This is a genomic window from Streptomyces sp. NBC_01210 (genome assembly GCF_036010325.1).
Taxonomy (GTDB): domain Bacteria; phylum Actinomycetota; class Actinomycetes; order Streptomycetales; family Streptomycetaceae; genus Streptomyces.
The window spans coordinates 11,846-25,473 of sequence record NZ_CP108549.1; the positions used below are offsets into that span (position 1 = coordinate 11,846).

Annotated in this window: 5 protein-coding genes; all 5 read left to right on the forward strand. The window is 69.6% G+C overall.

The window, feature by feature from the left end; all coding sequences use genetic code 11:
• Positions 1-158: 158 nt before the first annotated feature.
• Positions 159-1,799 carry a hypothetical protein gene (locus OG735_RS00050; RefSeq protein ID WP_327321070.1) on the forward strand — a complete coding sequence of 547 codons (1,641 nt, stop codon included), beginning with the start codon at positions 159-161 and terminating at the stop codon, positions 1,797-1,799.
• Positions 1,796-2,542, forward strand: coding sequence for a hypothetical protein (locus tag OG735_RS00055; RefSeq protein ID WP_327321071.1), 747 nt, complete (start codon positions 1,796-1,798; stop codon positions 2,540-2,542). Before OG735_RS00050 ends, OG735_RS00055 begins: the two co-directional genes overlap by 4 nt.
• Before the next feature lie 3 nt (positions 2,543-2,545).
• Positions 2,546-7,126 carry a hypothetical protein gene (locus tag OG735_RS00060; RefSeq protein WP_327321072.1) on the forward strand — a complete coding sequence of 1,527 codons (4,581 nt, stop codon included), beginning with the start codon at positions 2,546-2,548 and terminating at the stop codon, positions 7,124-7,126.
• Entirely contained in the window at positions 7,123-8,253 is a 1,131-nt protein-coding gene (locus OG735_RS00065; protein ID WP_327321073.1) for a hypothetical protein, read from the forward strand. Before OG735_RS00060 ends, OG735_RS00065 begins: the two co-directional genes overlap by 4 nt.
• Positions 8,254-8,561: 308 nt before the next feature.
• On the forward strand, positions 8,562-13,583 hold the full coding sequence (locus OG735_RS00070; RefSeq protein ID WP_327321074.1) for a hypothetical protein: 5,022 nt from the start codon (positions 8,562-8,564) through the stop codon (positions 13,581-13,583).
• Positions 13,584-13,628: the final 45 nt, after the last annotated feature.

Consider the following 13,628-nt stretch of genomic DNA (forward strand, 5'->3'; position numbering starts at 1 on the left):
GCGCACCTACCGCCCGGGCCGGAGCCCGGATGACTCCATCGGCACAACAGGGACGCCGCGGGCCGGACATCACTTCATCCCTTTGGTCGCGCTCCGACCGGGTGGCCCACCGGGGAAATTTTGTCCTTTTTGTCAGTGGCGGCTGCTCCACTGACTCCATGGCAGAAGAGACGAAGGCATTCCCCCACAGCCCGGGCTGTGATCAGGAGGACGGTCTCGACACGATGGTCCAGGCCCTGCTGGACCGGGAGGAGCGGCGGTTGCTGGGCTCGGTTCCGGCCGCCTGCGACGGAGTCGACGAGTGGCGCGCGCTGGTGGCCGAGCCGGGATTCGTCCGGCGCAGTTCGGTCCTCGCGCGCGGGGCGCCGTTGCACCGCATCGACCAGCGCACCGCGTGGCAGCGGTTCCCCCGGGGTCTCTACGACCCCCGCACTCTCGCCCTGGCCGCGCTGGAAGCGGTGGTCAGCCAGCAGGAGATGGAGGCGGAAGCGACAACGGAGGAGGTGGTTCAGTTCCTCGCCTCCCTGGCGGCATCGGCGGCGCCCGGGCGGGATGCCTCGGAGCACCTGGCGGTGGCCCGATTCGTCCTGCGTGAGCTGCTCAACGACGCGCAGGACGGCGAGGATTTCGACGTCTCCTACAGCGACTACCGCGAAGGGCACAGCAGGGTGACCTTGTCCCTGCGGCTGCTGGAGGAAGGATTCGGGCGGCGTGACCAGGCCGTACTGCGAGCCACGACCCCTGCCATCAACCTCCTGCTGTCCGGCCTGGAACACGATCTGGAGGACGTGCAGGCAGCGAAGGACCTGATGCTGCGCCGCCAGGTGAGCACCCGCCGCTGGGGACGTGCCGAGGAGAGCGCGGCGGAGAGCCTGAAGCTCTCCCTCATGTACTGCGAACGGGTACGGGCGGTGTTGGCGGAGACCGAGCGCGATGTGCGGGCCGTGGACTGGGGACAGGACGTCCCGGAGCTGCTCAGGGCGTCCCGCGCACACCTTCGTGAACGTCACCGGGTGGAGCGCGACCTGATGGAGTGGATGCGTGAGGTCCGCAACGATGTGGACGACGCGGAGGTACGGCGCACCTGCGAGCGGATCCTGCGCTTGCTGGGGCGGGCCCATCTGCGGCACACCCAGCTTCTGGAGAAGGTCATCGACGCCCGTCCGGCGTTCTTGCGTTCCCAGGCCGAGCAGCGTTTCAGGCCTCCCCCGCGCCTTGCGCTGGTGGGGATGCAGGAGGACGTGCTGGAGCCGCTGCTGTGCCTGGGCGCCGACGACGCCGAGGCGGTCGCGAGCATTTTCGCGGATGCGGCCGGCGGACCGGTGGTCGCGCACGTCCCGCGGCTGCGGGACTGGTGGGCCTCGCTGCTGGCTCCGGCCCGCGAGGTGCGGGAGGCGTTCGCGGACGAGGAGATCGAACTGATCGCCGACGACCCCGGTGATCACGGTCTCTTCAGCGATGAGGACGTCGCCGCCGCCCGCGCCCTGCTCACGCAGGCCCTGCGCACGCCGGTGCGGCTGTCCCGGCTGCTGGAGCAGGCGCTGGCGCACGGTCTGCAGGCCGCTGACCTCCTGGCCGTCTGCGTTCTGCGGGCCTTCGCGCCGGATCCGGAGGACGAGCAGGAGGAAGGGACGGCGGACGAGTTGGCCGACCTGCTGGAGGACCATCTGGTGGTCCTCGACGACGGCGCCGTGTTCGATCTCGGAACGCTCGCCGGCAGCGACCTGCTGCTCGTCCCCGCCCAGTCGCTGATCCCCGATCCCGCCTGTTCCGAGGACGACCTGGAGGTTCTGGTATGACCACTTCCGCGGCCATCTACTCTCCGGCCGACCTGGCCGACGCCTCCGCCCTGGTGTGCTTCGGCTGCCAGCCGCGTCTGCGCCCCCTGGGCGTTCCCCGCTACCGGGACATGCTGCAGCGCTACCGAATGGACGGCCCGTTCCGCGACGCGGCGGACGCCGCCGCCGACGGCCTGGACCTGGACGTGATCGAGGCCCACCAGACCGAAGGGCTGATCCTGCATCCCCGAGAGGGGTCCTGGCTGTCCTACCGCCTCAAGGACCATCCCAAGCTCGGGGTCAAGGACCGCCTCGTCCTGGGACTCGCGCACGTGGCGATCGCGGCCCGCGTCTACCCCACTCCTGCGGACTTGGAGGAGCAGGGTGTCAAACGGATCTCACTGGCCGAGGTCGACGACTTCCTTCGCCGGCTCACCGACCGGCTGCGTGAAGCATCCGTGGACGCGGACGGGCTGACCGTGGTGCACCCCGAACTCCAGGCCGCCTGGCGGGTGTACGCCAGACTTCCGTCGTCGCGCCTCACACCGGCGGGACGGCTGTCGGAGTCGAGCACCCGGCGGGTGATCAAGGAAGCGCTCGACTGGCTGGTGGAACAGGGGATGGCCTACCGCGCCAACGAGCTGGGCGTGGGCCACTACCGGCTCGCCCACCGCTTCCGCGTGCAGGTGCGCGAGGCCGCCGCCTCGGCGGCCTTCACCGTGCTGTGCGACCTGCGCCGTGCCCACCTGGTTGAGGAGGACTGAGGGATGCTCCAACTGCGACGCGTTCGTCTGGAGAACATCGGCCACCGCGCGGCCGGGTTCAAATCGCTGGTCCTGGACCTGACCGGCGGCCCCGGCGCGATCGACGGCCGGCCCATGCGGCCCGTGGACGTGATCCTGTGGCTGCGCAACGGAGGCGGCAAGTCCAGTCTGCTCTCCCTGTTCTTCAGCCTGCTTCTGCCCGCCAAGAGGGACTTCATCGGGGCACTCAAGGCCAAGTCGCTCGCCGAGTACATTCCCGGCGGGCAGGTCTCGCACGTGATCGCCGAATGGGGGGATTCCGAACGGCCCGCAGCCGGCGCGGTGCTGGTGACCGGCGGGGTCTACCAGTGGCGTGACGGACAGCGCCCGGCGGACCTGAGCAGCGGATGGGAGCGGCTGGAGCGCCGCTGGTACCTCCTGCGGCCGCAGCCCGGAGGGCTGGAGCTGGACTGCCTGCCCGTGCGTGCCGATGACCTCCAGCTCAGCATGAGCTCCTACGTGAAGGCCCTGGAGGCGGCGCACAAACTGGAGCGGCGGCTGCAACTGGTCGTCGCGGAGGAGCAGTACACCTGGGAGGAACAACTGGGCCATCACGGTCTGGACCCGCAGGTCTTCATGATCCAGAAGGCCATGAACCAGGAAGAGGGCGGGATCACCGAGCTGTTCAAGTTCCGCACGGCCGAGGAGTTCATCAACTTCCTCATCGACATGATCGTCGATGCCGCCGCGCCCACAGCGGCGCGGGCGGCGCTGTCCAAACACGCCGACAAACTGGCCGCCCGGCCCGCGCGGGAACTGGAGGAACGGTTCCTCGCCGAGGCCGTCCTGCGGCTGCGGCCGGTTCAGAAGGCCACGGCCGAAGCCGCCCTCGCCGAGCAGGCACTCGGCCAGCAGGTCCAGCTCGCCCGGCGCGCCGGCGAGCACATCCAGGCCCAGGCCGAACGCTGGGAGCAGGAGTCAGGCTCCCTGCGTGGACGTGCCGAGGCCGACGCGCGAGAGGCTCAGGAGGCCGACAACCGGGTCGAGGGCCGGCGCCACCGCGTGGCCGCGGTAGGCGAGGCAGCCGCACGGCTGCAAGTGAGTGACTGCGCGACTGAGCACGCCGGGCGCATCGAGGCGGCCGGCTCCGCCGAGCGGGAACATGCGGCGTGGCAGGCGGTTCCCCTGCTCATGGATCTGGCGGACCGGGAGGCCGAACGGCAACAGGTCAACCAGCTGCTGGGAGCTCTGCACAGCGAGCAGGCGCCGCAACGGGAGGCGGTGGAGCAGGCGGGCGCCGCCCTGTACGCGCGGCTCGAAGACGGACTCACCGCTCTCGCGGGCGAGGATGAACAGGCCCGCGCCGAACTCGAGACGGCTGGCGCCCAGGTCCAGGAGGCCGACCGGGAGTTCGAGGAGGCTGCGCGCGCGATCGGCCACGCGGACAGCCGTGCCGCCTCGGCCGAAGCACGCCTCGAAGAAGGACAGGCGGACATCATGGCCGCCCGCGCGAGCGGCGTGCTCGCAGGGCAGGAGGAACCGCATGCCGCCCTGGAACGCCTCACCCGCGAGGAAGATGCCTCCCTGGAACATGTGGAGCAGGCGCGGCGTCAGCGGGAGGCAGCAAGGGAACGGAGCGCCGGCATCGCGGCGGAACGCCTGTCGTGTGCCGGCCGGCTCAGTACCGCACGACAGCGGCACGACCACGTGTGGGAGCAATGGAACACGCTGGCGCGCGAACGCTGTGACCTGGCAGCCGAGCCACGCCTGGGAGAACTGGCGGGCACCGGCGACGGGCCAGGGAAACTGGACCTGGACGCGGTCGGCACCGACCTCGTCGCGATGCTCACCGACCAGGTCACGCACGCGGACACGGAACTGGCCGCCGAGCGTGCCCAGGCGTTGGACGACCAGCGGCTGCGCGACGCACTGGAGCGGGACGGGTTCTGTCCGCCGCCCCGCGAGGTCGAAGCGGCGGTGGCCGCCCTGCGGGATCGCGGTGCCAACGCCGTTTCGGGTATGCAGTTTTTGCGCGAGACCGTGCCCGCCCACCGGCACGACGAGGTCATCGTGGCCATCCCCCAGCTGATCGGCGGAGTGGTCATCTGCGGGCCGATGCCCGGTGGCGATCTGGTGGCTCTGGCCCGGCAGGCCAACGTCTCGCTGCCCACGGTGATCGCCGTGAGCAGCGACGACGAGGCCCGTGCTCTGCTCTTGCGGGAACCGGGAGACCTCGCCGTCCTGCCTGTCCGCCCGTCTGCCCTGGACCTCCAGGCGGGCGAGGAGGAACTGCGCCGCGTCACCGCGCGTTTGGACACGCTGGAGGAGCGTCTTAAGGCCGTTACCGCACGGCGCGAGGCCGATCACGCCCTCGCCGGGCGGCTGCGGGTATATCTGGAATCGTTCGGTCCCCGGGCGCGCGCCGCACTGGAGGAGTTGCTCAGCCAGCTCGACGACGAAGTGAACACGCTCACCGAACACACCAGCGCTCTGGCCCAGAAGGCAGAGGAAGCCGTAGAGAGCGGACGCCAGGCGGAACGACGGCTCGCTCAGCACACGGACGCGCTGATGGCGCTCACCCACTTGCTGCCCCAGGTCCGGGCCCTTGAGGCGACGGCCCGCGCCACGGTGCACTGGACGGCAGAAGGCCGGCTGGCCCGGACCGAGGCACGTGAACACCGCGCCGCCGCGAAGCAGTTGAAGAAACGGTGCATGAGTGCCGAAGGGCAGAGGCGGAGCGCGGAAGCAGCGCTTCGGCAGTGCCGGGAGCGTGCAGAGCGCTGGTCCGGCTGGGTGGAGGAGATCCGCCAGGAACTTTCGGACGAGGTCATCGGCCGGGCACGTCCGGCCACGGTGCCGGACGGGAGCCTGCAGGCGCTGCGCGAGCGCTGGGGCCAGGCCCGCCGGGACTGGCACGACGGCATCAGCGACACCACGCTGCAGCAGCGGCTCACCACCGCCCAGACAGCCATCGACACCCTCAACCAGGAGCTTTCCAGGGCCGGTTTTGCGGCACGCGCCCGCGCGGCAGAACTCGCCCGGCAGACCGAGGCAGCGGACGCCGACCGCCTCACCGACCGCATTGCCGCCGCAGCCGAGGCCCACAGGAACGCCGAACGGGCCGAGCATGAAGCGGATCTGCTCCACCGCCAGGCTCTGGCAGCCCACCAGAAGGCGGCGGAACAACTGGACGACCTTACTCCCGGCGCGGAGCGGGTCTCCTTCCCCAGCGTCCAAGCCGCTCAGGAAGAACTGCAAGCAGAGGAGCAACGTCTGGAGCAGGACCGTGCGCTGGCCCAGGTGCGGCGCCTGGACGCCGAGCGCACGCACCGCACCGCTGACCTCGCGGCCAGCCAGGCCGCACAGCTTCGGCAGTCGGCGCGCAGTCTCAGCGCGGCAACCGACCGCCAGCTTGGCCAGGACGGTGACGGCGGCGGCCCAGAACTGAGCGTGGACGCGCTGCTCCTCGAACAGCATGGCCTGTCCGCCGTGACCGCGCAGTCGCTGCAGCCGCAGGACGCCGAGCAGATCAAGGACAACATCACCCGCGACGTCTTCCAGGCCATCCGCGCCTACGAGAGTGCCAAGAATGCCCTGCGCAAGTACGTACAGCAGGTGGAACGGCTCGCCATGCAGCCGCAGTACGCAACCGTCGTCGACGGCCGGCTGCGCGAACGCCTGCAACAGGACCTCACCCTGCCCACCCGGCTGGCCGCCCTCCTGGAAGACATCGAGGAACGCGAACGACAGGTCGCCGGACTGCTCGCCGAGTCCGACGAGGACCAGGCCCGGGTCGTCGACGCCTGCGCGAGCACGGTCGAAGCCGTCCTCGACAGCGTCGAGGAAGTCTCACGCCACTCCCGGCTCCCCGGCAACCTCGGGAGCTGGTCCAACCAGCGGTTCCTTTCACTGGAACTGCGCCAACGCGCCCGCGGGGACGAACTCGCGCGCAGGCTGTCGGCCGAAGTCGACCGGCTCATCTCCGAGCTGCCGGCCAGCGCCACGGGCCGGGCCAGCGCCCTGCCCGAAGCGATGGCGCTGGCCAAGCGGCTGGTCCTGGCGGCGCTCGGCGGCCACGGCAACATCATCGCGAGAATCATCAAGCCGACGCAGAACCTGGACACCGTCGAACGCGAATCCGTCATCGAGATCCAGAAGTTCAGCGGCGGCGAGCTCCTGACCGTCTCCGTGCTTCTGTACTGCACGCTCGCCCGGATGCGTGCCGCCCAGCGCGACCGCCGCATCCCCGGCGGCGTGGGAACGCTCGTCCTGGACAACCCCTTCGGAAAAGCCAACTACGGGCCCTTCGTCGATCTGCAGCGTCGCGTCGCCGGCGCCCACGGCATCCAGCTCGTCTACACCACAGGCTCCAACGACCGCCCGGCCCTGGGCCGTTTCCCCCTCATCATCCGCATGCGCAATGGCGTGGACCTGCGCACGAAGCGCCGCTACGTCCAGATCTTCGAACGGTACGGCGACGCTGTCACGGACGGCGTCGCCCGCGCCCAGGACGACGGCATCGCCTCCGCCCGCCTCCTGCGCCGCAGTGTTCTCCCCCAGGAGAGCAGTCAGGACACCGAGGCTCCCGAGGAGGATGCCGGATGAGCGCCGCCGACCGCATGGCCGCCCATCTCGCCCAACAGCCCCGCCAGCGCGTCGACTTCGACGCGCTGGCGGGCGCCGCCGACACAGGGGACTCCAGCCTGGCCACCTCACCACGGCGCCGCCGCATCCTCGCCGATGCGGCCCAAGCCCTCCAAAGGCGTGGCCTGGCCCAACTGCCCAAAAGCAGCGCAGGCTGGGACTACAGCGCCCACCCGCCGCTGCCCCGGTGGGTCAAGCGATCACAGCCCGCCCGCTCACCCCGGCGCCGGCCGGCACCCCGGGCGTTCGTGGAACCACTGTCCTTCGCCAGCACCCTGAACCTGACCGCCGCCGACCACGCGCTCCTCGGCCCCGTCAACACCCTGCTGCGCGACGAGCCGGATGCCGAGATCGTTCCGCTCGCCGACCGCTCCTACCAGCTGTACGGCGACGAGAAACGCCTCAAGAACATCGATCGCCAGCATCTCGTGGCCAAAGGACTCCTCGACGTCACCGCGCACCTGAGGGCGCGGCCCACCCCCGCCCCGCTGGCCATGTTCGAACTCGGGCCCGCACCCTGGATGCTCATCGTGGAGAACACCGCCGCGTTCACCAGCCTGCGGGAGATCCTCAACGCGTGGCCCGACCGCGACCAGGTGGGCTGGCTCGGCTTCGGATCCGGCGACCACCTCGCCGCCTCCATCCCCACCGCCCTGACCTCCTTGCGTGAACGCGACCACCCCGTCGGCACCCTGCTGATGTACGCGGACCTCGACCTCGACGGCCTGCACTGCGCCCAGCAGACCAGCCACCGCGCACAGGCCGCCGGCCTTCCCCCGCTGCTGCCCGCCACCGGCCTCTACGAGGCGCTCCTCACCGGCCAACCGCGCTCCCACCCGCCCGCCGCCGCAGACGAAGCGCTCGCTGCGGCAGCCTGGCTCCCGCCTCATATCGCGCCGTCCGTCGCACAATTGCTGACCGACGGCCTGGTTCTGCGACAAGAAGCCCTCCCTCTGCCCCGTCTGCGCGCCCTGCTCACCCGGGACGCGCCCCTGCTGCCCCAGCTGCGCGACGGCGCCCCGCCAGGAGACCCCGTATACCCCGTCAGCCAAGGCCACGGTGAGCTCCACCCCGATGAGCCGGTGTAGAAGCCCAGCTGCACGACACCCAGAGCGTGCTGGCAGTGGTGAAGGCCAGGCCGATCAGCGAATCGCTGCGTCGTCCCTTGAGGCCGACCCGTTCCCGGGCCGGCCGCCGATGCCGACATCGTCACCGGCTCCATGACCGTCCGCACAACGCTCAACGGCCACGGACAGCAGCGGCGATGCCCACGCCTGACCAGCACCGCACCTGTCCGGTGACCCCGGCAGTGGAACAACTTCGTCTGTCAGTCCAGCCCTCTAAGCTCGAATCGGACACGGGCGCTGTGGGCCGGCAGAACGGTTAGAGGACGGCAGTGACGGAAAACGACGGCAGAGCACACAACTGGCAGAGCATCCGGGAATGGGACGGAAGCCAGCATCGCGCCTTTGAAGAACTGTGCTTCCAGCTCCGTACGCCAGCGCCTCCAGGCTGGGAGACGATCAAGACAGCTGCTCCGGACGGCGGTGTCGAATGGTACGACCAGGCACCCGACGGCAGCGCCGCACACGGGTACCAGGTCAAGTTCGTCCAGCGCATCGAGGACTTGCTCCCTCAGGCGAGGAAGAGTGCCAGGACGGTCGGCGAGAACATCGCCCACCGCAAGATCGTCCGGCTTGAGTTCCTGACGCCCTTCGACCTCTCCGACCCCACCCCTTTCACCCCGAGCGGGAAGCCGCGTACCGGCGCACGGGAGCGGTGGAACATCCACATCGCCAAGTGGAAGGAACTGCCTGGTCTCGCCGGTGTCGACATCCGCTACGTCGGTGGTGGCGAACTGCTGGAGCGCCTGACCCGGCCAGGTAACGAGGGACGCCAGTGGTTCTTCTTCGAAAAACGCGTACTGGGCACAGAGTGGTTCCGGGAACAGGTCACACTTGCTGAGCGTCTGGCCGAGTCGCGGTACACGCCCGAACATCACGTGGCGTTGCCACTGGCTCAGGTGGCGGACGCGTGCGCCCTGCCACAGGAATTCCTGCGGCAATTCGTCCAGCGGGCCCGGGACCTGCGGGCCGTTGTCGAGACACTCCTGGCCGAGATGACGTGGTGGCTTGACCGCTATCCCGCGCCGGACAGCAGTCCAGCGCACGAAGCGCTGTCGCAGTGGGTGCGGTTGTGGACGCCTCCGCTGCGGGAGGGCGCGGACGCTTTGGTCCAGGACCTGTCTGCGGCATCCGCGGGTTCTGGTTTCCCCGCCGAGCAGGCAGCTGCTGTGGCTGAGGACATGCTGGATCGGCTGGGTGAATTCAGCAGCTTGGCCGACCGGTTCGCCGGGGAACCGGCCGGGAGCGGTGACGTTCCGGCACCGCCTCGGTCGCAGCCGCGCACAAGCCGCGTCCGGACAGCGTCCGAGAGCGTGGAGTCGATGTGCGAGGGTCCTCTCGCTCGTGCCAGCAACGCCTGCGAGCAGGTACTGGCCCTGCTGCGGGGCAGCGCTGCCCAGGCAGCGGAGAAGGGAGCGTGGCTGCTGCTGGGGGAAGCCGGCCAGGGCAAGACGCATCTGCTGGTCGATGCCGCGCGAAGGGCTGTGGACGAAGGCCGGCCGGCGCTGGTGGTGTTCGGGCAGGAGCTCAGCGGGCACAGGACCTTGAGCGAGATCGCGCAGAGGTGCGGGCTGGGCCAGCTGCCCGAGCGGGACTTCCTCCAGGCGATGGACGCGGCGGGCGCGGCCAGCGGATGCCGCTTCCTGTTGATCATCGATGCCCTCAATGACTCCGCCGATGCCGGGCACTGGAAGAGTGAACTGCTCGCTCTCCAGGGGCATCTGGCCGGGTACCGGCACATCGCTCTGGCGGTGTCCTGCCGTTCGACCTTCAGTTCCCTCGTGGTGCCGGACCGTTTCAACGGGCCGGCTTCGGTGCACTCCGGCTTCGCGGGCCGGGAGATGGAAGGCCTTGAGAGCTACCTTCGGGGGAATCCGGCTGCTCTTCCCAACACGCCCCTGCTTGCCTCGGTCTTCACCAACCCGCTGTTCGTGAAGCTGTACGCGGACAGTCTGAGCAGGAGCCAGAACCAGAGTACAGCTGGCTCGGGCGGCCGTCCGCGTGACCGTAGCGCGGTGTTCGACGCCTATGTCGATCACCGGGCGGAAGCCATCTGTACCCGGCTGGGGCTGGACCCTCTTGAGCGGCCCGTGCACCGTGCGGTAGATGCTCTTGCCTCCCACATGGCCGCCGAACACCTTTCCGTGCTTCCGCGTGGCGAGGCCCGTGACCTTGCCGACGCCTGCGCGCCTGCGGCCACGGCATGGCCGGACACCATGCTCGGGCAGCTCCTCGCTCAGGGCATCGTGTCCAACGAGCGGACCTACGGGGCCGAGGCCGGTATCGGCATCGGTTTCCCCTACCAGGCATTCAGCGACGACCGCGTCGTGCGGTCGGTCTTCGCTGCCCACCAGGACGAGATCGAGTCGCTCCGTCAGGGCCGGCAACTGGCCGCCGACTCCCCTCTGCGGAACTGGTTGCGTGAGGCCGCCCCGAACTATCAGGAGGCCGCGTCGATTCTCCTGCCCGAGCAGGCCGGCACGGAGCTCATCGACCTCCTGGCTTCCCCTCCCGGGCCCACGACAGACACATCCGGGCCCGACGGCCGTGCGGACATGCAGCACTATCTGCTGGCCCGGAGCTTTTTGGAAACGCTTCCCCTGCGCAGCACACGGAGCGTCAACGAACGCACCATCGCGCTCCTCAACGAGACGGCCGCCCGTCACGGACGCAACTCCGACGTGCTGGAGGCTGTCCTGGCGGTCACCGCGGAGCCGGGGCATCTGCTGAACGCCGACCGTCTCCACCAGGTGCTGGCGAGAAGGCCGCGGCCCGAACGCGACGCATGGTGGGGTGTCGAGACTTACCCGATGGTGTGGGACGTCACAGCACTGCACCGGCTGCTGCGCTGGGCCGAGCAGTACCCCACCCCTCAGGATCTCCACCCCGCGTCCCGTCCGGCCCGACCCCGGCTCGGGGCCCGGACAGGCCGGCCCGTGACAGCACCTGGCGGCACCGAGGAAGTGGCCCGGCTGGCGGCCACGACGCTTATTTGGGCCCTCACGTCCTCCAACCGGTTCCTCCGGGACCGTGCGACCAAAGCCCTCGTGCAACTACTTCTGTCGCACGGGGACGTTCTCGTGTCTCTCCTGGACAGATTCCTGCACGAGGACGCCGAGAAGGTGGACGATCCCTACCTCTTCGAGCGCCTGGTGTGGGTCGCGTACGGGGTGGTGGCCCGGCGTGGCGGGAGCGAGTGGCAGCGCGGCCTCCTGGGGCAGGTCGCGCGGCGGATCACCGAGTACGTCTACGGTGATACCGGTTCGCCCGCGCACGCCTCGAGGAACGCGCTGCTGTGCGATGCGGCTACCCGCATCGTCACCATGGCGCACGGCGCAGGGGTCATCACTGACGAAGAAGCTGGGGTGGTCAGGCATCCGCATGCCTGCCCGGACATCGGGCAGCCCCCTGCGGAGGAGGATCTCGACGATCTCTTCCCACGGCGGGAGGAGGACAGGCCCCTGTGGGGATCGATTCGCTCGTCCCTGTCATCGCTGGGGGACTTCGCGGACTACGAAGTCCGTCCGGCCGTCCGCCACTTCAGCATGCTGCCTCTGGCGTCCGGTTATCCCCGCCGGCCATCGTGGCAGCGCCGCGATGATCCGGTCGCGGTGGACACCGACCGTATTCCGGCTTTCGCAGAAAGCCTCCCGGAGTCCGTCCGGCCTGCCCTGAGCACGTCGGCCGCGGTCGCGCAGCTCCTCACCGGGTGGAAGGCGCAGCAGGTCCTCGACCAGGACCAGTACGCGCTGCTGCGGGACTGCCGGGTGCCGCCGGCCGACGACGAACGCCTCGCTGAAACCGAGGTGGACGCGGCGTGGGCCGCGAGGTGGGTGCTCGCCCGCGTCGCCGACCTTGGATGGTCTCCTGAGCTCTTCGCCGAATTCGACACTACCCGTGGACGCATGTCCGGCGGCCGCCAGTCCCACAAGGGCGAACGGATCGGCAAGAAGTACCAGTGGATGGCCCTCCACGAGTTGGTGGAGCGGCTGGCGAACCACCGTCACCCCCACCGGACCTCTGAGCACGACGCCGCCCAATACGAGGGAGCGGCACGGCTGTACCTGCTCGACATCGATCCCTCCCTTCCTCCGGCCCGGCACCCGTTCGACGCTGCCGACGACGCAAGCGGCCACAGCGAAGCGGACAACGCAACCTTTCCGCCCGCCGACCCTGCGCACCCTCTCGCACCGCCTGCCCCGGCACTGCCTGACGACGACGGTATCGACGAGTGGATCAGCCATCCGAACAACCTGCCCGGTCTCGAGGAACTGGGTGTCCGGACCGACGGCCAGGGCAGGGAGTGGGTCGTGCTCGACGAACAGGCCATGGATGACCACGACGGCCGAGGCTGGAGCATCACCCATGGACAGGCTGAGCAGTGGCACCGCATCACGAGCTGGACCGTTTCCGACGACCAGTTCACCAGCCTGCTCACATGGCTCAAGGGCCGCTCCCTCACGAACCGGCTGATGCCCGAAGGACCCGACCGCCACAGCCTCCTGTTCGCCGACTTCCCCACCGTGCCTGGCCCCTGGACGGACCCTGAACCCGATACCTGGCACGTGAGTACGTTCCAGTACCCGGACCAAGAACCCGGTCCCGACAGGCCGGATGGCCTCGATGGTCCAGACGATGACGACGACCTGGCCACGCCGGAGACAACCCCCGCACCAGCTGCTGCCGCCGAGCCCGTCGACGCCCTCGCCATCTGGAGGGAGAAGAGAGAAACGAAGCGAACCGAGTCCCTCGCCGACCTCGCAGAGCAGTGGGCGGACGGCCCCGTCGACGACGAGGACAACTGGCTGGAGCGCACCCTCGCCGCACAGCCGCAAGCCCAGATCGACCGCGCCGCGGACCCCGCCGGGCAACCCGTAACGGCTGTCCCGACCACCCAGACCTACAGCTGGGGTGCACAAAGCTCCGACTGCTCCCTCGACGCATCCGTATCCGTGACGCTGCTCAATGACCCGCTCCTGAGAGACAGCGGACTCCAACGGGACCCCGACCGCCCCCTCTGGTACGACACCGACGGGCGGCTCCAGGTGCGGTACCTGTCGTGGGACCGCCCAACCGGCACGGCCCACAGCCTCCTTGTCTCCCGGGAGTGGCTCGAGCAGCGGCTCCAACGAAGCGGCCACTGCCTGGTCCAGGGGATGCGCGGCGAACGGCAGACTGTCACACCCGAACACCCCCGGATCTGGAGGGAGTTCAGCCAGACGGCGGGCCACGCCGCAGATGGGCAACGGACACCGGGAACAAGCGTCACCACGCTCAGGAGAAGCCTCAGATAGCGGAGAAACAGCCGAGCAGGGCTGCCGCGCAGAGATCCGATCCTG

Excerpts from the sequence above, each read along its gene's own strand:
- OG735_RS00050 (WP_327321070.1), top strand. The coding sequence starts at position 159 with ATGGCAGAAGAGACGAAGGCATTCCCCCACAGCCCGGGCTGTGATCAG.
- OG735_RS00060 (WP_327321072.1), top strand. The coding sequence starts at position 2,546 with ATGCTCCAACTGCGACGCGTTCGTCTGGAGAACATCGGCCACCGCGCG.
- OG735_RS00055 (WP_327321071.1), top strand. The coding sequence starts at position 1,796 with ATGACCACTTCCGCGGCCATCTACTCTCCGGCCGACCTGGCCGACGCC.
- OG735_RS00065 (WP_327321073.1), top strand. The coding sequence starts at position 7,123 with ATGAGCGCCGCCGACCGCATGGCCGCCCATCTCGCCCAACAGCCCCGC.